This window comes from Streptomyces sp. NPDC016640, from assembly GCF_043076215.1.
In the GTDB taxonomy this organism is placed as follows: domain Bacteria; phylum Actinomycetota; class Actinomycetes; order Streptomycetales; family Streptomycetaceae; genus Streptomyces.
Genome location: NZ_JBIBRG010000002.1, coordinates 90,919 through 110,088 on the forward strand (window position 1 = coordinate 90,919; position 19,170 = coordinate 110,088).

At 70.7% G+C, this 19,170-nt stretch carries 22 protein-coding genes, 1 tRNA gene, 1 pseudogene and 1 riboswitch; of the genes and pseudogenes, 18 read left to right on the top strand and 6 right to left on the bottom strand.

All coding sequences use genetic code 11. The features are described 5' to 3' along the window. Positions 1–82: 82 nt before the first annotated feature. The 8 genes from clpS to ACF07S_RS04055 all read left to right on the top strand — a co-directional run bounded on the left by clpS (position 83) and on the right by ACF07S_RS04055 (position 6,182). The gene (gene clpS / locus ACF07S_RS04020) at positions 83–400 is read left to right on the top strand and encodes an ATP-dependent Clp protease adapter ClpS (RefSeq protein ID WP_391962398.1); all 318 of its coding nucleotides are present in this window, start codon (positions 83–85) and stop codon (positions 398–400) included. A 56-nt stretch (positions 401–456) separates the two neighbouring features. Continuing rightward, complete coding sequence (locus ACF07S_RS04025; protein WP_391962397.1) at positions 457–1,059, top strand: DUF2017 domain-containing protein; 603 nt, start codon at positions 457–459, stop codon at positions 1,057–1,059. A gap of 434 nt (positions 1,060–1,493) precedes the next feature. After that, the gene (locus ACF07S_RS04030; protein ID WP_391962396.1) at positions 1,494–2,921 is read left to right on the top strand and encodes an amino acid permease; all 1,428 of its coding nucleotides are present in this window, start codon (positions 1,494–1,496) and stop codon (positions 2,919–2,921) included. 140 nt (positions 2,922–3,061) lie between these two features. Continuing rightward, a complete protein-coding gene (locus ACF07S_RS04035; RefSeq protein ID WP_391973368.1) occupies positions 3,062–3,493 on the top strand; it encodes a Mov34/MPN/PAD-1 family protein in 432 nt (143 codons plus the stop codon). Positions 3,494–3,583: 90 nt separating this feature from the next. Continuing rightward, the gene (locus tag ACF07S_RS04040) at positions 3,584–3,679 is read left to right on the top strand and encodes a putative leader peptide (protein WP_391962394.1); all 96 of its coding nucleotides are present in this window, start codon (positions 3,584–3,586) and stop codon (positions 3,677–3,679) included. A gap of 102 nt (positions 3,680–3,781) precedes the next feature. Further along, entirely contained in the window at positions 3,782–4,060 is a 279-nt protein-coding gene (locus ACF07S_RS04045) for a MoaD/ThiS family protein (RefSeq protein ID WP_391962393.1), read from the top strand. Between the two features lie 6 nt (positions 4,061–4,066). Continuing rightward, positions 4,067–5,017 (top strand): PLP-dependent cysteine synthase family protein, encoded by a 951-nt coding sequence (locus ACF07S_RS04050; RefSeq protein ID WP_391962392.1) that lies wholly within the window; start codon positions 4,067–4,069, stop codon positions 5,015–5,017. A 412-nt stretch (positions 5,018–5,429) separates the two neighbouring features. Continuing rightward, the gene (locus tag ACF07S_RS04055; protein ID WP_391962391.1) at positions 5,430–6,182 is read left to right on the top strand and encodes an MBL fold metallo-hydrolase; all 753 of its coding nucleotides are present in this window, start codon (positions 5,430–5,432) and stop codon (positions 6,180–6,182) included. A gap of 71 nt (positions 6,183–6,253) precedes the next feature. Here ACF07S_RS04055 and ACF07S_RS04060 read toward each other — a convergent pair whose 3' ends face one another. Then, positions 6,254–7,501: a PTS transporter subunit EIIC gene (locus tag ACF07S_RS04060; RefSeq protein ID WP_391973369.1), complete on the bottom strand. Its 1,248-nt coding sequence runs from the start codon at positions 7,499–7,501 to the stop codon at positions 6,254–6,256. A gap of 219 nt (positions 7,502–7,720) precedes the next feature. Then, positions 7,721–7,931, bottom strand: a pseudogene (locus ACF07S_RS04065) (PTS lactose transporter subunit IIC); the annotation flags it as partial. Positions 7,932–8,291: 360 nt separating this feature from the next. Between ACF07S_RS04065 and ACF07S_RS04070 the strand changes: the two are divergent. From ACF07S_RS04070 to rdgB, 4 genes are all read left to right on the top strand, one after another. After that, positions 8,292–8,525 (top strand): glucose PTS transporter subunit EIIB, encoded by a 234-nt coding sequence (locus tag ACF07S_RS04070; RefSeq protein ID WP_030868674.1) that lies wholly within the window; start codon positions 8,292–8,294, stop codon positions 8,523–8,525. A gap of 149 nt (positions 8,526–8,674) precedes the next feature. Beyond that, positions 8,675–9,412, top strand: coding sequence for a ribonuclease PH (gene rph / locus ACF07S_RS04075; protein WP_391962389.1), 738 nt, complete (start codon positions 8,675–8,677; stop codon positions 9,410–9,412). A 142-nt stretch (positions 9,413–9,554) separates the two neighbouring features. Continuing rightward, on the top strand, positions 9,555–9,953 hold the full coding sequence (locus tag ACF07S_RS04080; protein ID WP_391973370.1) for a hypothetical protein: 399 nt from the start codon (positions 9,555–9,557) through the stop codon (positions 9,951–9,953). 44 nt (positions 9,954–9,997) lie between these two features. Then, a complete protein-coding gene (gene rdgB, locus ACF07S_RS04085; protein WP_391962387.1) occupies positions 9,998–10,600 on the top strand; it encodes an RdgB/HAM1 family non-canonical purine NTP pyrophosphatase in 603 nt (200 codons plus the stop codon). A 62-nt stretch (positions 10,601–10,662) separates the two neighbouring features. Here rdgB and ACF07S_RS04090 read toward each other — a convergent pair. From ACF07S_RS04090 to bcp, 3 genes are all read right to left on the bottom strand, one after another. Continuing rightward, positions 10,663–10,747: transfer RNA gene (locus tag ACF07S_RS04090), tRNA-Leu, on the bottom strand. 52 nt (positions 10,748–10,799) lie between these two features. Further along, complete coding sequence (locus ACF07S_RS04095; protein ID WP_391973371.1) at positions 10,800–11,885, bottom strand: HNH endonuclease; 1,086 nt, start codon at positions 11,883–11,885, stop codon at positions 10,800–10,802. A 64-nt stretch (positions 11,886–11,949) separates the two neighbouring features. After that, positions 11,950–12,417: a thioredoxin-dependent thiol peroxidase gene (bcp, locus tag ACF07S_RS04100; protein ID WP_391962385.1), complete on the bottom strand. Its 468-nt coding sequence runs from the start codon at positions 12,415–12,417 to the stop codon at positions 11,950–11,952. 145 nt (positions 12,418–12,562) lie between these two features. Between bcp and ACF07S_RS04105 the strand changes: the two genes are divergently transcribed. The 3 genes from ACF07S_RS04105 to ACF07S_RS04115 all read left to right on the top strand — a co-directional run bounded on the left by ACF07S_RS04105 (position 12,563) and on the right by ACF07S_RS04115 (position 13,773). Continuing rightward, complete coding sequence (locus tag ACF07S_RS04105) at positions 12,563–12,892, top strand: DUF3618 domain-containing protein (protein WP_391962384.1); 330 nt, start codon at positions 12,563–12,565, stop codon at positions 12,890–12,892. Between the two features lie 44 nt (positions 12,893–12,936). After that, a complete protein-coding gene (locus ACF07S_RS04110; RefSeq protein ID WP_391962383.1) occupies positions 12,937–13,293 on the top strand; it encodes a GroES family chaperonin in 357 nt (118 codons plus the stop codon). 65 nt (positions 13,294–13,358) lie between these two features. Further along, positions 13,359–13,419, top strand: a riboswitch (guanidine-III (ykkC-III) riboswitch). 33 nt (positions 13,420–13,452) lie between these two features. After that, positions 13,453–13,773 (top strand): DMT family transporter, encoded by a 321-nt coding sequence (locus tag ACF07S_RS04115; RefSeq protein ID WP_391962382.1) that lies wholly within the window; start codon positions 13,453–13,455, stop codon positions 13,771–13,773. Positions 13,774–13,815: 42 nt separating this feature from the next. Here the strand turns inward: ACF07S_RS04115 and ACF07S_RS04120 are convergent, their stop codons facing one another. After that, entirely contained in the window at positions 13,816–16,227 is a 2,412-nt protein-coding gene (locus ACF07S_RS04120; RefSeq protein ID WP_391973372.1) for a transglycosylase domain-containing protein, read from the bottom strand. A gap of 282 nt (positions 16,228–16,509) precedes the next feature. Here ACF07S_RS04120 and ACF07S_RS04125 point away from each other — a divergent pair, with 282 nt between their 5' ends. The 3 genes from ACF07S_RS04125 to ACF07S_RS04135 are packed head-to-tail and all read left to right on the top strand — an operon-like array spanning position 16,510 to position 19,148. Next, complete coding sequence (locus tag ACF07S_RS04125) at positions 16,510–17,310, top strand: ABC transporter permease (RefSeq protein WP_391973373.1); 801 nt, start codon at positions 16,510–16,512, stop codon at positions 17,308–17,310. Between the two features lie 49 nt (positions 17,311–17,359). Further along, positions 17,360–18,124 carry an ABC transporter permease gene (locus ACF07S_RS04130; protein WP_391973598.1) on the top strand — a complete coding sequence of 255 codons (765 nt, stop codon included), beginning with the start codon at positions 17,360–17,362 and terminating at the stop codon, positions 18,122–18,124. A gap of 10 nt (positions 18,125–18,134) precedes the next feature. After that, on the top strand, positions 18,135–19,148 hold the full coding sequence (locus ACF07S_RS04135) for an ATP-binding cassette domain-containing protein (RefSeq protein ID WP_391973374.1): 1,014 nt from the start codon (positions 18,135–18,137) through the stop codon (positions 19,146–19,148). The last annotated feature ends 22 nt before the right edge of the window (positions 19,149–19,170 follow it).

Below are 19,170 nucleotides of genomic sequence, written 5' to 3' on the forward strand. Positions count from 1 at the left end.
TTTGACGAAATGGGGTCCGCATGCCGGACGGCACCCCGGCCCGCCGGGCCGGTTTGTGCCAACACCCCCCTGCGGTGGCAGCATGGGTCGTGTGACGTCACCCGCACCCCTGGAGATCGAACGCACCGAGCCGGCGGAGGAGGTCTTCGCCGTACCCGAGCCCGACGTCCCGTGGGTCACCATCGTCCACAACGACCCGGTCAACCTCATGAGCTATGTGACGTACGTCTTCCAGACGTACTTCGGCTACTCCAAGGACAAGGCCACCAAGCTCATGCTCGACGTCCACCACAAGGGCCGGGCGGTCGTCTCCAGCGGCAGCCGCGAGGAGATGGAACGCGACGTCCAGGCCATGCACGGCTACGGACTGTGGGCCACCCTCCAGCAGGACCGCAAGTGACCGAGCCGTCCGTGACCCCACCCCGCCCGCAGGACCGGAAGTAGCGAATCGCCGCCATGCCAGGACACTTCGAACCGCTCCCCGGCGGCGGCGCGGCCGTCGCCCTCGACGACGTCGAGATCTCCATCATCCGGTCCCTGGCCGTGCAGCTGCTGGAGCTCATCGGTCCCGGCCCCGCCGAGGACACCTCCGGCGACCCGCTCGCCGAACTCTTCGCCGAGGGCCCGAGCGAACCGCCCTCCGACCCGGTGCTGCGCCGCCTCTTCCCGGACGCCTACGGCGACCCCGGGGCCGCCCCGGGGGCCGAGGAGGCCGAGGAGCGGCGCGCGCACTCCGCGGAGTTCCGCCGCTACACCGAGAACGACCTGCGGGCCGGCAAGCGCGACAACGCCCTGGCGGTGATCCGGTCCCTGGACGCCCTCGCCCCGGCCGGCGGGGGCGGGGCGGTGCTCGAACTGTCGCCGGAGGAGTCCCGCCGGTGGCTCGGCTCCCTGAACGACCTGCGCCTGGCGATCGGCTCCCGGCTGGAGATCGGCGACGAGGACGACAGCGACCTCCTCTTCCACCTCCCCGACGAGGACCCGCGCAAGCCGATGGTGATGGCGTACCTGTGGCTCGGCGGCCTCCAGGAGACCCTCGTCTCGACCCTCATGCCGTGAATCCGTGAGCCCCCGTGCCGTGCCCCGTGGGCCGTGGCCCCCACGCCGGGGGCCCGTGACCCCCATGCCGTGAATGCGGGCCGGATGTCCGGAAAAGTGCCCTGACGTGTTCGCTCAGAGGGTGCTCAAATCCGGATAACGATCGCGTCAAAGCGCCCATCCCCTATGGCCCCTTCGGGCGCCTTCTGTCTGCTTATCCGCGTGAGGCACGCCACAAATCGTCCGCGTGGTCAGGACGGCGGCCGTGGTAAATCTTCACGATCGCCCGGCGCGCACCACCTGTATGCCGCGCCGGGTGCGCCACCGAGCCGGTGACCGCCGGCCAGGCACGAGCGGGCTCCCCGAGTCCGCTCAGCTCCATCAGTCCGGGGGGATCGAGACCCGATCCGGGGCCGACAGCGGCCCGGGTCGGCATGGAGAAAGGCGCACCACACATGGCCTCACCGCAGGTCGACACGGAGTCCGTACCCGAGGAGGGGTACGAGCGCGGGCTCGGCAGCCGTCAGGTCCAGATGATCGCGATCGGCGGCGCCATCGGCGTCGGACTCTTCCTGGGAGCCGGGGCGAACATCGCCAAGGCCGGACCCAGCCTGATCGTCATGTACGCCCTCGCCGGCGTGATCATCTTCTTCATCATGCGGGCGCTCGGCGAGCTCCTGCTCTACCGTCCCGTCTCGGGCTCCTTCGCCGAGTACTCGCGCGAGTTCCTCGGCCCGTTCTTCGGCTACTTCACCGGCTGGACGTACTGGCTGATGTGGGTGGTCACCGGCATGGCCGAGCTGACCGCCGCGGCCATCTACATCAACTACTGGTTCCCGGCGATCCCGCAATGGGTCACGGCCCTGGTCTTCCTGGTCGTCCTCTTCGCGGCCAACCTGATCTCGGTGAAGCTGTTCGGCGAGATCGAGTTCTGGTTCTCGATGGTCAAGGTCACCGCCATCATCGGCATGATCCTGATCGGCCTGGGCGTGCTCACCTTCGGCTTCAGCGCCGCCGGTGACACCGCCGCCGTCTCCAACCTCTGGGCCTTCGACGGCTTCTTCCCCAAGGGCATCGGCTCGTCCCTGATGACCCTGCAGGGCGTCATGTTCGCCTACCTCGCCGTCGAGCTGGTCGGTGTCACGGCCGGCGAGTCGGAGAACCCGGAGAAGACCCTCCCCAAGGCGATCAACACCCTGCCCTGGCGCATCGCGCTGTTCTACGTCGGCGCGCTCACCGTCATCCTGTGCGTGGTGAAGTGGACCGAGTTCTCCGACGGGGCCAGCCCCTTCGTGAAGGCGTTCGCGGTCATCGGCATCCCGGCCGGCGCCGGCATCGTCAACTTCGTCGTGCTGACCGCCGCCCTGTCGTCCTGCAACTCCGGCATGTACTCCACGGGCCGCATGCTGCGCACCCTCGCCGACAACGGCGAGGCCCCGGGGGTCTTCCGGCGGCTGTCCTCCACCAAGACCCCGGCGCTCGGCATCGCCACCTCGGTGGTCTTCATGGGCATCGGCGTGGTCCTGAACTACGTCGTCCCCGAGAAGGCGTTCGGCTACGTCGTCTCCGTCGCCACCGCGGCCGGCATCTGGACCTGGCTGATGATCCTGATCAGCCATGTCCTCTACCGCCGCCAGGTCGTCGCGGGCCGGCTGCCCGCCTCGTCCTTCCCGGCGCCGGGCGGCTCGGTCTGCTCCTACGTCGCCATCGCTTTCCTGCTCTTCGTCACCGGCCTGATCGCCTACGACGCGGACTCCAGGATCTGTCTGTACGTGATGGCCGGCTGGGCCCTCGCCCTCGGCATCGGCTGGGCGGTCCTCAAGAACCGCAACCCGCAGGTCACCCGGCGCGACGAGACCGAGTTCGAGAAGGTCGGCGGCTAGCCCCGGCCCCCACCGCGGACGCCGGGCCGCCGGGAGCGCCCGCGGCGCCCCCCACGGCCCCTCGCGGCAGACGTCCGGCATACGGGCCGCTCCGTACCACCCCTCGGTACGGAGCGGCCCCTCTGCTTATCCTGACCCTCATGCTGACCATCACCCAGGCCCTGTACGACCGGATCGTCGCCCACGCGCGCGAGGACCACCCCGACGAGGCGTGCGGCGTGGTGGCGGGCCCGGCGGGCTCCGGCCGCCCCGAGCGCTTCATCCCCATGCTGAACGCGGCCCGCTCGCCCACCTTCTACGAGTTCGACTCCCAGGACCTGCTGAAGCTGTACCGGGAGATGGACGACAACGACGAGGAGCCGGTGGTCATCTACCACTCCCACACGGCCACCGAGGCCTACCCCTCGCGCACCGACATCTCCTACGCCAACGAACCCGGCGCCCACTACGTCCTGGTCTCCACCGCCGACACCGACGGCGCCGGCGCGTTCCAGTTCCGTTCGTTCCGCATCGTGGAGGGCCGGGTCACCGAGGAAGAGGTCGAGGTCGTCGAGGCCTACCGGCCCTGGTGATCCGGCGTTGGTCTCGCATGGCGGAAGAAAGGTGTCCGACGGGTGAGATCACACTCTGGAAGCCGGTCCGGGAATCGATACGATGACCCCATGGTTCTTCTCGACGTGAGCGAAAAGGCGCCGGGCTCGCTGCTCGTGGCGCGGCTGCACGTCGACCTGTGCAGGCTGAACAGCGCCATCTGTTGACCGTCCGCTGCCGCCGCGTGCCGTGAGCCGCGGCGGACTGCCGCGTGCCGCCGCGCGCCCTCTCGAACCCACGACAGACCCTTCCGACAGGAGCCCTCAGCCATGGCCATCGAGGTCCGCATCCCGACCATCCTCCGCCAGTACACCGACGGTCAGAAGGCGGTGGAGGGCACCGGGAACACCCTCGCCGAGCTCTTCGCCGACCTCGAGACCCGGCACACGGGCATCCGGGCCCGCATCGTGGACGGCGAGCAGCTGCGCCGCTTCGTCAACGTCTACCTCAACGACGAGGACGTCCGCTTCCTGGACGGCATCACCACCAAGCTGTCCGACGGCGACAGCGTCACGATCCTGCCGGCCGTCGCCGGCGGCATGGCCTGACCGGCGATGCGTTACGACTCCCCGCTGGCCGCGGTGGGCAACACACCCCTGGTGCGCCTGCCGCGGCTGTCGCCGTCCGCCGACGTCCGCCTCTGGGCCAAGCTGGAGGACCGCAACCCGACCGGCTCGGTCAAGGACCGCCCCGCCCTGTACATGATCGAGCAGGCGGAGAAGGACGGCCGCCTCACCCCGGGCTGCACGATCCTGGAGCCGACCTCCGGCAACACCGGCATCTCCCTCGCCATGGCGGCCAAACTCAAGGGCTACCGCATGGTGTGCGTGATGCCCGAGAACACCTCGCAGGAACGCCGGGACCTGCTCGGCATGTGGGGCGCGCAGATCATCTCCTCCCCGGCCGCGGGAGGCTCCAACACCGCCGTACGCGTCGCCAAGGAACTCTCCGCCGAGCACCCGGACTGGGTGATGCTGTACCAGTACGGCAACCCCGACAACGCCGGCGCGCACTACGCCACCACCGGCCCCGAGATCCTCGCCGACCTCCCGTCCCTCACCCACTTCGTGGCCGGACTCGGCACCACCGGCACCCTGATGGGCGTCGGCCGCTACCTGCGCGAGCACAAGCCCGACGTGAGGATCGTCGCCGCGGAACCCCGCTACGACGACCTGGTCTACGGCCTGCGCAACCTCGACGAGGGCTTCGTGCCCGAGCTGTACGACGCCTCCGTGCTCACCACCCGGTTCTCCGTCGGCTCGGCGGACGCCGTCACCCGCACCCGCGAACTCCTGCAGCAGGAGGGCATCTTCGCCGGCGTCTCCACCGGCGCCGCCCTGCACGCGGCGATCGGCGTGGCGAAGAAGGCGCAGAACGCGGGGGAGTCCGCCGACGTCGTCTTCGTCGTCGCCGACGGCGGCTGGAAGTACCTGTCGACCGGCGTCTACACCGCCGCGACGACGCAAGAGGCCATCGACACGCTCCAGGGCCAGCTCTGGGCGTAGCACCACCCGCGCGATCAGGGGCCGGAGCACCTCTCCGGCCCCTTCCGCGTTCCCGGGGGCCGTGCCCGGACACGGGACCACTCCCGCCCGTGGCCCCTCCCGGCCCTTCGCCGCCTCCGGTTCCGCTGCCCCCGGCCCCATCCGCCGACGAACGCGCCGACCGGCGCGAGCAGGGCCACCGCGGCGGAGGCGGGCCGCCAGGACGCGGCCATGCCCCGACCGTACCGGCGCGCGCCACCGCCGCACGCCCCGCCCGGCTCCCACGCGCGCCCCATCCCACCGAACCGGTGACAGCGCAGGTGAGTTCGCCCACAACCGCCCCTGGTGGAGGAGCGGCCCCAGGTTCCGCGCCTTACGCTCGACGGACCGCACGACCCCCGTCTCTCCACCCGCCAGCGGAGGTTTCTGCTTCATGAAGCTCACCGTCGTCGGCTGCTCGGGGTCGTTCCCGTCCGCGGAATCGGCCTGCTCGAGCTACCTCGTCGAGGCCGACGGCTTCCGGCTGCTCCTCGACATGGGCAACGGCGCCCTGGGCGAGCTGCAGCGCCACTGCGGTCTCTACGACCTCGACGCGATCTTCCTCAGCCACCTGCACGCCGACCACTGCATCGACATGTGCGCCTACTTCGTGGCGCGCTACTACCGGCACGACGGCGGCCGCTGCGCCCCGCTGCCGGTCCACGGACCCGAGGGCACCGAGCACCGGCTGACCACCGCCTACGCCGACACCCCCTCGGCCTCCTCCATGAGCGAGGTCTTCGACTTCCACACGGTCAAGCCGTCCACCTTCGAGATCGGCCCGTTCCTCGTGCACACCGAGCGCGTCGCGCACCCGGTGGAGGCGTACGGCATCCGCATCGAACACGGTGGGAAGACGCTGACCTACTCCGGCGACACCGGCGTGAGCCCCGCGCTCGACGACCTCGCCCGCGACGCCGACCTCTTCCTGTGCGAGGCCGCCTTCACGCACGGCAAGGAGGACATCCCCGACCTGCACCTCAACGGCCGCGAGGCGGGTGAGACCGCGGCCCGCGCCCACGCCCGCCGCCTGATCCTCACCCACATCCCGCCGTGGACCGACCCGCAGATCAACCTCACCGACGCCCGCGCGGTGTACGACGGCCCGGTGGGGCTGGCGGCAACCGGGGCGACGTACGAGATCTGACGCGGGACGACCGGGGCCCCGGAAGCCGTCACGGCTTCCGGGGCCCCGGTGTCATGTCGTACGAGGACGGCTCACGCCTTCGTGGTGTCCTCGAGCTCCTCCTCGGGCTCGCGGCCCGGGGTCGGCAGGTTGAACCTGGTGATCGCGAAGCGGAAGAGCACGTAGTAGACCGCCGCGAAGACCAGACCGATCGGGATGATCAGCCAGGGCTTGGTCGCCAGGTTCCAGTTGAGCCCGTAGTCGATGACGCCCGCGGAGAAGGTGAAGCCCGCGTGGACACCGAGTGCCCAGGTGATCGCCATGGACAGCGCGGTGAGCACCGCGTGGATCGCGTACAGCACCGGGGCGATGAACATGAACGAGAACTCGATCGGCTCGGTCACCCCGGTCACGAAGGAGGTCAGCGCGAGCGAGACCATCATGCCCATCACGGCCTTGCGGCGCTCCGGGCGGGCGGCGTGCGCGATGGCGATGGCGGCGGCCGGAAGACCGAACATCATGATCGGGAAGAAGCCCGACATGAACTGACCGGCGTCGGGGTCACCGGCGAAGAAGCGGTTCAGGTCGCCGTGCACGATCTCGCCCGCGGCGTTGGTGAAGTCGCCGATCTGGAACCAGGAGACGGTGTTCACGAACTGGTGCATGCCGATCGGGATCAACGCGCGGTTGATCAGACCGAAGAGACCGGCACCCGCGGCGCCGAGACCGGTGATCCACTCACCGGCGTCGGAGATGAGCTCGCCGATCGGCTCCCAGACCAGACCGAAGAAGACGCCCATGGCGGTGCCGACGAACGCCATGACGATCGGGACCAGTCGGCGCCCGTTGAAGAAGCCCAGCCAGTCCACCAGCCTCTTGCGGTGGTAGCGCTGCCAGAGGACCGCGGCCAGCAGACCCATCAGGATGCCGCCGAGGACGCCGGGGTTGTTGTAGGTCGCGGCTATGTCCGCGCCGTCCTGCACCTTCGCCTCGGTGACCGGGAAGGCCTTCAGGACGTTGCTGTAGACCAGGAAACCGACGAGGGCGGCGAGGGCCGTGGAGCCGTCGGCCTTCTTGGCGAAGCCGATCGCGACGCCGATGCAGAACAGCATCGGGAGGTTGTCGAAGATCGCCCCGCCCGCCGTGGCGAACACCGCGGTGACCTTGTCGGGCAGGTTCAGTTTGTCCTGGACGTCCGCCTGGCCCAGGCGCAGCAGGATACCGGCCGCCGGCAACACGGCGATGGGCAGCTGAAGGCTGCGGCCGATCTTCTGCAGGCCCTGGAACAGGCCGGATCCCCGCTTCTTCGCGGGGGCCGCCGAGGCGGTGGCGGTGCTCATGCTTCCTCCATCGGTGGTGGTCTACACCACTACTGGTGTAGACCTGTTCTAGCATGGTGAAGGCCGCATAAGGAACCCGCGAATCCTGCTACCGCCGGGCTACGCACCGTACTCGTCCTGGCCCCCGGCCGGAGCCGTCCCCGGACACACCGAAAAGTCCCCGGCCCCTGGAATCCGCCGGGATCCGGGGACTCCGGCAGCCGCCTCCACCTCAGGAGATCACGCCTTCGCCGTGTCCTCCACCTCCTCCTCCGGCTCCCGCCCCGGAGTCCTCGGGCCGAACCGCGCGATCGCGAACCGGAAGACCACGTGATACACCACCGCGAAGCACGCCCCCGGCCGGAACGGCCGCCCGCGGCCGGGGTGCCGGGTTCCCGCCGATGACGTGGCCGACCGGCCCCGCCGGGACGCTGAACCCGTCGCACACCCCCGGGGTCCGGTACGTGAAGGCGGCCACCGTCCCGTCCGCCGCCCGGCAGCGCGCCGCCCGCGCCCACCGTCACCTCGGAGGCGTTCGTCCGGCCCGGGCCCTCGTCCCCGAACACGTCCGGCTGCCCCGGCCGGTTCAGGGTGCCCGCCGCCGGCGGGACTCCCGGCACTCATCCGGTCCCCTTCGCCGAAGAGCGGCGAGGACGGGTTTGTCGGCAGTCCACCCGGTGGTGTAGACCAGTCGGGCAGGACGGTTCCGTCGTCGTGACGCCATCATCCGGCTCCCACGACAGGGCCGCTCGCAAAGATGGGCCAACTGTGGGTTACTGCGACAAAGCGGTTCGGATCAGGGAGAACGAACATGGCCACCAAGGCTGAGAAGATCGTTGCCGGGCTCGGCGGCATCGACAACATCGAAGAGGTCGAAGGCTGCATCACCCGCCTCCGCACCGAGGTCGTGGACCCCGCCAAGGTCGACGAAGCCGCCCTCAAGGCCGCCGGCGCCCACGGCGTCGTCAAGATGGGCAGCGCCATCCAGGTCGTCATCGGCACCGACGCCGACCCCATCGCGGCCGAGATCGAAGACATGATGTGAGCCGCTGAGCCACCGCCACCGAGCCACCGCCGCCGAGGCGCTGACCACGGTGCCGACGTGCCACGGTGCCGACGCGCCACGGCCACACCTTCGGGGCCCCTTCCCCCGCGGAAGGGGCCTTCGCCGTGCGTACCACTAGGCTCGACGCCATGTCTCGAATCGACGGCCGCACCCCCGAACAACTCCGCCCGGTCACCATCGAACGCGGCTGGAGCAAGCACGCCGAAGGCTCCGTCCTCGTCTCCTTCGGCGACACCAAGGTCCTCTGCACCGCCTCCGTCACCGAAGGCGTCCCCCGCTGGCGCAAGGGCAGCGGCGAGGGCTGGGTCACCGCCGAATACGCCATGCTCCCCCGCGCCACCAACACCCGCGGCGACCGCGAGTCCGTCCGCGGCCGCATCGGCGGCCGCACCCACGAGATCAGCCGCCTCATCGGCCGCTCCCTGCGCGCCGTCATCGACTACAAGGCCCTCGGCGAGAACACCGTCGTCCTCGACTGCGACGTCCTCCAGGCCGACGGCGGCACCCGCACCGCCGCCATCACCGGCTCCTACGTCGCCCTCGCCGACGCCATCGGCTGGGCCCGGTCCAAGAAGCTGATCCGCGCCGGCCGCCAGCCCCTCACCGGCACCGTCAGCGCCGTGTCCGTCGGCATCGTCGGCGGAGTCCCCCTCCTCGACCTCTGCTACGAGGAGGACGTCAAGGCCGACACCGACATGAACGTCGTCTGCACCGGCGACGGCCGCTTCGTCGAGGTCCAGGGCACCGCCGAGGCCGAGCCCTTCGCCCGCGACGAACTCGACGCCCTCCTCGACCTCGCCGTCGCCGGGTGCGGAGAACTCGCCGCCGCGCAGCGCGCCGCGCTTGATACCGTCCTCGAAAGGTAAAGGACACACCAAGGAAGGTGGCCGGCGCGGAGCAACCGCGCCGGCCGCCCCCGCGTCTGAACAAGTACGGGCGCACGGCTCATCCCCGGGCGTCCGGCCAACGACCCAGGGCCCCAGGGGCCCGACGAGGAGGGACCGTTCCATGGCCGCGAGCCGCCGACGCCGCACCACAGCCGTCGCCGCCATCCTGGCGGCCGTCGCGCTGACCGCCGGACTCACCACCGGCTGCGACGCCGTCGACAAGGCACTGGACTGCGTCCAGACCGCCGACGCCGTCGCCGACAGCGTCACCGACATGCAGCAGGCCGTCGAAGGCGCCTCCAGCGACGTCACCCAGCTCGAGGAGTCCCTCGACTCCATCGACAAGAACCTCGGCGACCTCGGCGACAAGACCGACAACGCCGACGTCGGCAAGGCCGTCGCCGACCTCGACAAGGCCGTCGACAACGTCCGCACCTCCATCGACAACGGCGACCCGACCCCCGACATCAGCCCCGTCACCGACGCGGCCGGCGAACTGACGAAGGTCTGCACCCCGTAAGGGCGCCGCGGGCGACGGCCGAGGGGGCCGGAATACTGGTCCCCATGACCCGCCTGATCCTCGCCACCCGCAACGCCGGAAAGATCACCGAACTCAGGTCGATCCTCGCCGACGCCGGCCTGCCCCACGAACTCGTCGGAGCCGACGCCTACCCCGACGTCCCCGACGTCAGGGAAACCGGCGTCACCTTCGCCGAGAACGCGCTCCTGAAGGCCCACGCCCTCGCCCGCGCCACCGGCCTCCCCGCCGTCGCCGACGACTCCGGCCTCTGCGTCGACGTCCTCGGCGGCGCCCCCGGCATCTTCTCCGCCCGCTGGTCCGGCACCCACGGCGACGACAGGGCCAACCTGGACCTCCTCCTGGCCCAGCTGTCCGACATCGCGGACGAACACCGGGGCGCCCACTTCGCCTGCGCGGCGGCACTCGCGCTGCCGGACGGCACGGAGCGCGTGGTCGAGGGCCGGCTGAGGGGCACCCTGCGCCACACCCCGGCAGGCACGAACGGCTTCGGCTACGACCCGATCCTCCAGCCGGAGGACGAGACGCGCACGTGCGCCGAACTGACGGCGGCCGAGAAGAACGCGATCAGCCACCGGGGGAAGGCGTTCCGCGCACTGGCACCGGTGGTCCGGGAACTGCTGGGCTGAGCAACGCTGAGGGGCCACCCGACATGGATCAACGGAGTCGGTCGGGCGGCCCCTTCGGACGGTGCGGCCGGTGGGACTCGAACCCACACGGGTGTTAACCCACTGGGACCTAAACCCAGCATGACTGCCAAATTCCATCACGGCCGCTCAAAACCGGTCATGACGCCTGACCGGCGACCTCAGTGTACGGGCGAACGGGTCACCCTGCGAGGGCCACCCTTCCCTTCTGGCGGCACCACGTCTCCGTCAGGGCATGGCAGTTGGGACACAGGTACCGCAGGTTCTCCCGGCGGTTGTCGCGCCAGTCTCCGCTGACGTGGTCGATCTGCAAGGTGATCGGCCGCCCCAGCCACTCCCCGGTGTTGCCGCAACTCGCGCAGGCGTAGGGCACCCCGAGTGCGGCCAGGGCCCGGTGGAGCTGGGCCCTGCCGGTACGCCCCGCGTGGTCGGGGAGAACGACCAGCACTCGGTGGGCGATGAGGGCAGGTGCGGGCCGCTCGGGCCGGCCCCAGCTCCGCCTCCTGAAATGGCTGGTGTCGAGGCCGAGGCGGGCTGCCGCACGTCGGACGCGCCGATGATTGGTGTCGGTCACGTTCAGCCCGAGACCACGCATCACGTCGGCGTAGCTCGTCGAGGTCCGCACGAGCTCGCGGAGTCTGCCCTCGGGGATCGCGATACGCCGGTAAGCGAAGTGCTCCACGCCGATCCCCCGGGCGCGCAGCATGCGACTCAGCGTCGCGCGTGACCGGCTGTCGTCCGACACGCCGAGGGCACGGGCCACTCCGCGGATGCTGGTCGCTGACGCCGCCGCTTCTCTCAGCTCCTCGGTGGTGAAAGGCAGATCCAGTTCGTCGCGATCGATACCTGGAAAGTGGCTGATGTCGATGCCCGCCGCGAGAATGCGACGCCGGATGTGGGAAAGGGTCCCGGTGGCAGGAGTGGCACCGAGTCGGAGGGCCACTTCGCGAAGCGATGACGACGATGCGGCGGCTGCGGCGATGGCTCCGTCCGGGTACTTGCGCCAGGGGCTGCGTTTGACGAAGTGGCTTGTGTCCAGTCCATGTGCGGCCACCTTCTCCTGCAGCGTGCGCCGTCGCCCCCCATTGGCCGGGAGACCGAGTCGCCGCATCAGGTCTGCCCAGTTACGGGCCTGAGGGACGACCAGGGCGAGTTGCTCCTCGCTGTACGGATCCGTCACCTGTCGCACGACCATGCGCCCCTCCGCTTCCTCGACCAGCCGTTCGCGGCCTCGCACGGAGTAACGAACCGGATACCGGACGGTCACGTACGAAAAGCGGAACGGCCCGTACCGGAGTTCCGGTGCGGGCCGTTCCCCGGGCGCGGCGGACTCAGATGCCCAGATCCTTGATGATCTTGGCCACGTGGCCCGTCGCCCGCACGTTGTAGAGGGCGTGTTCGACCTCGCCCCGCTCGTCGACGACGATCGTGGAGCGGATGACGCCCAGGTAGGTCCTGCCGTAGTTCTTCTTCTCGCCGAAGGCGCCGTACGCGTCCAGGACCTTCTTCTCCGGGTCGGCGAGGAGGGTGACCTTCAGGGACTCCTTCTCGCGGAACGCGGCGAGCTTCTCGGGCTTGTCGGGGCTGATCCCGATGACGTCGTAGCCCGCGCCCGCCAGCAGTTCCAGGTTGTCCGTGAAGTCGCAGGCCTGCTTGGTGCAGCCGGGGGTGAGCGCGGCCGGGTAGAAGTAGACGATGACCTTGCGGCCCCTGCGGTCGGCCAGGGACACCTCGTTGCCGTCGGCGTCGGGCAGGGTGAAGGCGGGGGCCTCGTCCCCGGGCTGGAGGCGTTGGCTCATCGGTCTGTTCTCCTCGTACGTACGCGCTGCGTGGATCGGGTGCCGGGATCGAGGGTAACCGGGGGTCCTGACGGCGAGTGGCGGACCGAAGCTGACAGACTGTCCGGCACAGGTACGGGTATCAGCGGATTTCGGAGGCGGCACGGTGGCGGACACGGCGGACACCAGAACACCGGCGCAGATCGAGGCGGACATCAGGAGCCGTCGTGCGGGGCTGGCCGAGACCCTGGACGAGATCGGTGTGCGGGTGCACCCGAAGACGATCGTGGGGGACGCGAAGGCCAGGGTCGTGTCCAACGTGGACCACACGCTCGGGCGGGCGTACGTCGGTGTCAACCGTGTGGTGAGCGACGTCAGGGCGCAGTTCGTGGACGAGGACGGCGCGCCCCGGCTGGAGCGGGTCATTCCGGTCGCGGTGCTGGTGGTGGGGGTCGTGGGGCTGCTGGCCGTGGGTGCCCGCCGGCGCCGGCGCTGACCCGCCCGTCCCCGTTCGCGGCGAATGCAGGTAGGTTTCAGGACGTGAGCGCCAAGAGACACGAGCACAGTTCCCAGGACGACAAGCTGCCCATCCGGATGCTGCACGACCGCGTACTCGTGCGGCAGGACACCAGTGAGGGCGAGCGGCGTTCCGGGGGCGGCATCCTGATTCCCGCGACGGCGGCGGTGGGCCGCCGGCTGGCCTGGGCCGCGGTCGTCGCGGTGGGACAGAACGTACGGACCGTGGAGCCGGGTGACCGGGTGCTGTTCGATCCGGAGGACCGGGCGGAGGTCGAGGTCCGGGGGACCGCGTACGTCCTCATGCGGGAGCGTGATCTGCACGCGGTGGCCGCGGACCGGTTCGAGGATGCCGAGGATTCGACCGGCTTGTACCTCTAGACCGGTGACGGGAAGGGCTGGTGACCATGGTCACCGGCCCCTTTTCCGGTGGTGGGCTACGGTGGGAGGACCCAAGGGACCCCGACGAGACGCGCCGTACCGGGGTGAAGGCAAAGACGACGCACCCCCGTTCCCGTTCGTGTCCCGGAGGTGCCTGTCATGGCCTGGGTCCTGCTCGTCGTCGCCGGTCTGCTGGAGGTGGGCTGGGCGGTCGGGATGAAGTACACCGATGGCTTCACCCGGCTGGTGCCCAGTGTGCTCACCGGTGCCGGCATCGTCGGCAGCATGCTGTTGCTGTCGTTTGCCGCGCGTACGCTGCCCATCGGTACGGCGTACGGCGTGTGGGTGGGGATCGGTGCGGCCGGGGCGGCGGTGCTGGGCATGGTGGTGCTGGGTGAGCCGGTGACCGCCGCGCGGATCTTCTTCGTGTCCTTGCTGGTGGTCGCCGTGGTGGGGTTGAAGGCGACCTCCGGGCACTGAGGGCCGGGGACGGTGGGGCCGGGGCCCGGGCGGGCCGGCCGGTCAGTCCCGGCGGGGGTGCCGGCTGATCGCGTCGGCCGGTCCGGTGCGGCCGGGGGCGTCGTCCCCGTTGGAGTCGCCGCGGGGGGTGTCGCCGTCGTCGGTCCTCCCGCCGCCGTCCGGGCCGCCGTCGGTGCCCTCGTCCCCGGTGCCGTCCCCGGTGACCCCGGTGTCTTCCGTGGTGCCGCCGCCGGTGGCGTCCCCGGTCCCGTCCGCGGTCCCGTCCGCGCCGTCCTCACCGCCTTCTCCGCCTTCTCCGCCCTCGTCGGTCCGGCTCTCCGCGGGCTGTTCCCCGGTGCCGCCGGGGGTCCGGCCGCCGGTGTCCTGGCCGGGGCCGTCGGAGGCCGGCCCGGTGCCGCCGGCGTCGGCGGGCGGCCGGGTGACCCAGGCGCCGGGCTGGAGCCGCAGGTCGAAGGCCCGGACCGGTTCTCCCGCGAGGGCCTCGCGGGTGTACTGGCCCCAGATCTCCGCCGGGGCGCCGCCGCCGTTGACGCGGGACAGGCCCATGGCGCCGTAGAGCGACTTGTGACCGGCGGTGACGGGGTCCTGGCCCATCACGGCGACGACGGTGGCGAGGTCGGGGGTGTAGCCGGCGAACCAGGCGGCCGTGTCCTCCTCGGCGGTGCCGGTCTTGCCGGCGGCGGGGCGGCCGGCGCTCTGGGCGGCGGTGGCGGTGCCGCTCTGGACGACGCTGCGCAGAATGGAGGTGGTGGTGTCGGCGGCCTGGCGGCTGACGGCCTGGCGGGTGCGGCGCTCGGGCAGTTCGACGGTCCTGGTGCCGCGGGTGACTTTCTCGATCATCGTGTAGGCGCCGTGCTCGCCGTGGTTGGCGAGGGTCGCGTACGCCTCGGCCATGTCCAGGACGCTGGCGGTGGCGACGCCGAGGGCGATGGAGGGCCCGGCGTCGTCGAGGCTGGGGGTGTGCTCGGACAGGCCCAGGTCGATGGCGGTCTCGCGGACCTCGTCGGGGCCGACGTCGACGGCCATCTGCGCGTACACGGCGTTGACGGACTTGTCGGTGGCCTCGCGGACGGTGATGTCGCCGTAGTCGCGGTGGTCCTCGTTCTCCGGGGCGTAGTGGCCGCTCCAGCCCTGGACGGGGCGTTCGCTGGTGCCGTCGTAGACGGTGTTCGGGGTGATGGGGCGGCCGTCCTGGGTGCGGGAGCCGTTCTCGACGGCCGAGGTGAACACGAACGGCTTGAAGGCGGAGCCGACCTGGAAGTCCCGGCGGGTGGCGTTCGGGGTGTACTGCTTGACGTAGTCGATGCCGTTGTACATCGCGACGACCTTGCCGGTCCCGGGGTCGATGGAGGCGCCGCCGGCGCGGACGTAGGTGTCGACCTTGCGGCTCCGTCCGTCGAGCCGGTCCATCAGGTGGTCGTCGACGGCGTCGACGAAGGCGTCCTGCTTGTCCTTGTGCAGGGTGGTGGTGATGCGGTAGCCGCCCGCGTCGAGGGAGGCCTCGTCGACGATGCCGTCCCGGATCAACTGGTCCTTGACGACGTTCACGATGTAACCGCGCTGGCCGGACAGGCCGGTGGGCAGGGTGGTCCGCTTGGGCATCGGGAACTTCATGCCGGCGCGCTCGGAGGGGTCGAGCCAGCCCTCGTCGACCATGCCGTCCAGGACGTAGTTCCAGCGGTCCTCGACGGCGTCGCGGTTCTCCGGGTGGGTGACGACGTCGTACTGGCTGGGGGCGTTGACGAGGGCGGCGAGGTAGGCGGCGCGGCCGGCGTCGAGTTCGGCGGCGTCCATGCCGTAGTAGGCGTGGGCGGCGGCCTGGATGCCGTAGGCGCCGCGGCCGAAGAAGCTGGTGTTGAGGTAGCCCTGGAGGATCTGGTCCTTGCTCTGTTCGCGGTCGAGCTTGATGGAGATGAAGAACTCCTTCACCTTGCGGGTGACGGTCTGCTCCTGACGGAGGTAGTAGTTCTTCACGTACTGCTGGGTGATCGTGGAGCCGGACTGCTTGCCCTTGCCGGTGGCGGTGTTCCAGGCGGCGCGGACCATGGCCTGCGGGTCGATGGCGGACTCGGTGTAGAAGTCGCGGTCCTCGGCGGCCAGTACGGCGTGCCGGGCGTCCTCGGAGATCCGGTCGAGGGTGACGTTCTCCCGGTTGACCTCGCCGTCGCGGGCGATGACGGTGCCGTCGGCGTAGAGGTAGACGTTGGCCTGCTGGGTGGCGAGGGCGTTGGCGGCGGGGATCCCTACGAGGTGGTAGCCGAGGAAGAAGCCGCCGACGGTGAGCAGGGCGACGACGAGGAAGGTCCCGAGGGTCGTCCGCCAGGTGGGGACCAGCCGGCGCCGGCCGGTGCGCCGGGGTGCGCCTCCCGCCTCGTCCCGGGGTGCGTCGGCCGCCCGGGGCCGTCTCGGTGCCCGGCCCCGGGCGGGCTGCTGCGGCTTCGGCTCGTCGCTCATGTCGTGCACGGACTCCTGTTCCGCCTCGTTCGCGCTGTTCGTGCCTTTACGTCGTGTCGCGCGCCCCCTGGGGGGTGCGCGCCTGTTGTCCAAGACTGTCCCATCCGGTGGTCCGTTCCCCGGCGGCGGCGCGCGTCGCGCACCCGTCCGGCTTCTCACACGCATGGTCCTGTGGCGGTGTTCCGGTGCCCCCGCGGCGGCGGAAAATGCGTGGCAGCGGGCCCGCCGCGCGCATTAGGCTCCTGCGCTTCGGTGCCGGGGTGCGGAGAGGAGGGGTGCGGCGTGGGCTGGGTACGGCTGTATGCGGCCGTCGCGGTGGGGGGTTTCCGGCGGTACGCGTCGTACCGGGCGGCCACCGCGGCCGGGGTGTTCACCAACACCGTGTTCGGGCTGATCCTGGTGTACACCTATCTGGCGCTGTGGGAGGAGAGGCCGGGGCTCGGGGGGTACGACCAGGCGCAGGCGGTGACGTACGTGTGGCTGGGGCAGTGCCTGTTCGCGACGCTGGCGATCCAGGGCGGCGGCGCGGAGAAGGAGCTGATGGACCGTATCCGCACGGGTGAGATCGCCGTCGACCTGTACCGGCCGGTCGATCTGCAGCTGTGGTGGCTGGCCGGTGATGTGGGGCGGGCGCTGTTCCAGCTGCTGGGGCGGGGCGTGGTGCCGTTCCTGGTCGGCTGGCTGTTCTTCCCGATGGCGCTGCCGACGGAGGCGGGCGTGTGGGCGGCGTTCGCGGTCGCGGTGCTGCTGGCGGCGGTCGTGAGTTTCGCGATCCGCTATCTGGCGGCGCTGAGCGTGTTCTGGCTGCTGGACGGCAAGGGCGTCGGTCAGATGGTGATGATCGCGGGGGTGTTCTTCTCGGGCATGGTGCTGCCGCTGAACGCCTTTCCTGGCGCGTTGGGCGAGGTGGTGCGGGTGCTGCCGTGGGCGGCGCAGCTGCAGATGCCGGCGGATGTGCTGATGGGGGAGACCGGTGCGCTCCGGGCGTTCGCGTTCCAGGCGGCGTGGGCGGTGGCGCTGCTGGCGGTGGGGCGGTTGGTGCAGTCGGCGGCGACGCGGCGGGTGGTGGTGCAGGGTGGGTGAGCGCAACGTCGCCGTCGAGGCGCTGCGGGCGTACTGGCTGATCGCGGGGATGTGGGTGCGGGCCGGTATGACCTACCGGGCCTCCTTCGTGGCCACGATGGTCGGCAACCTGGTGCTGACCGGTATGGACTTCGTCGGCATCCTGCTGATGTTCTCGCAGGTCGACTCGCTCGGCGGCTGGTCGCTGCCCGAGGTGGCCCTGCTGTACGGGCTGTCGGTGACGTCGTTCGGGCTGGCCGACCTGGCGCTGGGCTCGATGGACGTCCTGGGCGCGCGGATACGGGACGGTTCGTTCGACACGCTGCTGGTGCGTCCCGTGCCGGTGCTCGCGCAGGTCGGGGCGGACCAGTTCGCGGTGCGCCGCTTCGGCCGGATCGTCCAGGGGTCGGCGGTGCTGGGCTGGGCGCTGGTGTCGGTCGACGTCGACTGGAGCGCGTCGAAGGTGCTGCTGGTGCCGGTGATGGTGGTCAGCGGCGCGGTGATCTTCTCGGCGGTGTTCGTGGCGGGCGCGGCCTTCCAGATCTTCGCGCAGGATGCCGCCGAGGTGCAGAACGCGTTCACGTACGGCGGGACCACGCTGTTGCAGTATCCGCCGAGCGTGTTCGGGAAGGACCTGGTGCGCGGCGTGACCTTCGTGCTGCCGCTCGCCTTCGTCAACTGGGTGCCGGTCGCCCACGTGCTGGAGCGGCCGTACCCGGTCGGGCTGCCGGGGTGGGCGGCGTTCGCGTCGCCGCTGGTGGCGGTGGGGTGCTGTGTGCTGGCGGGTCTGGCATGGCGGACGGGTCTCAGGTCGTACCGGAGCACGGGGAGTTAGCGAGCAGACGATGGACGCGACGGACCCTTTCATTGAACTGGACGGTGTCGAGAAGGTCTTCGACGTGCGCAGGAAGACGGGCTTCCTGAGACGGGAGCGGCACCGGGTGCGGGCCGTCGACTCGGTCTCCTTCACGGTGGCGCGCGGTGAGATGGTCGGCTACATCGGCCCGAACGGCGCCGGGAAGTCGACGACGATCAAGATGCTGACCGGGATCCTCACGCCGAGCGGCGGCCGGCTGCGGGTCGCCGGGATCGACCCCTCCCGGGAGCGGATGCGGCTGGCGCACCGGATCGGGGTGGTGTTCGGGCAGCGCACGACGCTGTGGTGGGACCTGCCGCTGATCGACTCGTACAAGCTGATGCACCGCATGTACCGCATCCCGGACGCGCGGTACCGGGAGAACCTGGACCGGCTGGTCGAACTGCTGGGCCTGGAGGCGTTGCTGGACGTGCCGGTGCGTCAGCTGTCCCTCGGGCAGCGGATGCGCGGGGACATCGCGGCGGCGCTGCTGCACGACCCGGAGGTGCTGTACCTCGACGAGCCGACCATCGGTCTGGACGTCATCTCCAAGACCAGGGTGCGGGAGTTCCTGCGGCAGTTGAACGCCGAGCGGGCCACGACGGTGCTGCTGACCACCCACGACCTGCAGGACATCGAGCAGTTGTGTTCCCGGGTGATGGTCATCGACCACGGCCGGATGGTGTACGACGGTGCGCTCGCCGGGCTGCACGAGGCGGGCGGGAGCGAGCGGACGCTGGTGGTGGACTTCGAACGGGAGCTGTCGCCGATCGACGCGCCGCCGCCGGCGCGGGTGGTGCGGGTGGAGGGGCCCCGGCAGTGGCTGGCGTTCCCGGCGTCGGCGCCGGCGGCGGGGCTGGTGGCGCGGATCGCCGCGGAGTACCCGCTGGTCGACCTGTCGGTGCGGGAGCCGGACATCGAGGCGGTGATCGCGAAGATGCTGCACGGGCCGGGGGACACCTCCGGACCCCCGCCGGAGCGGACCGGCCGGGCGGTCCCGTAGGCGTGCGGCGGGGACAACTCGT

What these genes read in the sequence shown, in the direction of transcription:
- ACF07S_RS04055 (WP_391962391.1), top strand. Translation starts at nt 5,430, where the DNA reads ATGAAGCTCACCGTCGTCGGCTGCTCGGGGTCGTTCCCGTCCGCGGAA.
- rph (WP_391962389.1), top strand. Translation starts at nt 8,675, where the DNA reads ATGTCTCGAATCGACGGCCGCACCCCCGAACAACTCCGCCCGGTCACC.
- ACF07S_RS04135 (WP_391973374.1), top strand. Translation starts at nt 18,135, where the DNA reads ATGGACGCGACGGACCCTTTCATTGAACTGGACGGTGTCGAGAAGGTC.
- bcp (WP_391962385.1), bottom strand. Translation starts at nt 12,417, where the DNA reads ATGAGCCAACGCCTCCAGCCCGGGGACGAGGCCCCCGCCTTCACCCTG.
- ACF07S_RS04045 (WP_391962393.1), top strand. Translation starts at nt 3,782, where the DNA reads ATGGCCATCGAGGTCCGCATCCCGACCATCCTCCGCCAGTACACCGAC.
- clpS (WP_391962398.1), top strand. Translation starts at nt 83, where the DNA reads ATGGGTCGTGTGACGTCACCCGCACCCCTGGAGATCGAACGCACCGAG.
- ACF07S_RS04030 (WP_391962396.1), top strand. Translation starts at nt 1,494, where the DNA reads ATGGCCTCACCGCAGGTCGACACGGAGTCCGTACCCGAGGAGGGGTAC.
- ACF07S_RS04035 (WP_391973368.1), top strand. Translation starts at nt 3,062, where the DNA reads ATGCTGACCATCACCCAGGCCCTGTACGACCGGATCGTCGCCCACGCG.
- ACF07S_RS04080 (WP_391973370.1), top strand. Translation starts at nt 9,555, where the DNA reads ATGGCCGCGAGCCGCCGACGCCGCACCACAGCCGTCGCCGCCATCCTG.
- ACF07S_RS04115 (WP_391962382.1), top strand. Translation starts at nt 13,453, where the DNA reads ATGGCCTGGGTCCTGCTCGTCGTCGCCGGTCTGCTGGAGGTGGGCTGG.
- rdgB (WP_391962387.1), top strand. Translation starts at nt 9,998, where the DNA reads ATGACCCGCCTGATCCTCGCCACCCGCAACGCCGGAAAGATCACCGAA.
- ACF07S_RS04070 (WP_030868674.1), top strand. Translation starts at nt 8,292, where the DNA reads ATGGCCACCAAGGCTGAGAAGATCGTTGCCGGGCTCGGCGGCATCGAC.
- ACF07S_RS04120 (WP_391973372.1), bottom strand. Translation starts at nt 16,227, where the DNA reads ATGAGCGACGAGCCGAAGCCGCAGCAGCCCGCCCGGGGCCGGGCACCG.
- ACF07S_RS04025 (WP_391962397.1), top strand. Translation starts at nt 457, where the DNA reads ATGCCAGGACACTTCGAACCGCTCCCCGGCGGCGGCGCGGCCGTCGCC.
- ACF07S_RS04130 (WP_391973598.1), top strand. Translation starts at nt 17,360, where the DNA reads ATGTGGGTGCGGGCCGGTATGACCTACCGGGCCTCCTTCGTGGCCACG.
- ACF07S_RS04050 (WP_391962392.1), top strand. Translation starts at nt 4,067, where the DNA reads ATGCGTTACGACTCCCCGCTGGCCGCGGTGGGCAACACACCCCTGGTG.
- ACF07S_RS04060 (WP_391973369.1), bottom strand. Translation starts at nt 7,501, where the DNA reads ATGAGCACCGCCACCGCCTCGGCGGCCCCCGCGAAGAAGCGGGGATCC.
- ACF07S_RS04040 (WP_391962394.1), top strand. Translation starts at nt 3,584, where the DNA reads ATGGTTCTTCTCGACGTGAGCGAAAAGGCGCCGGGCTCGCTGCTCGTG.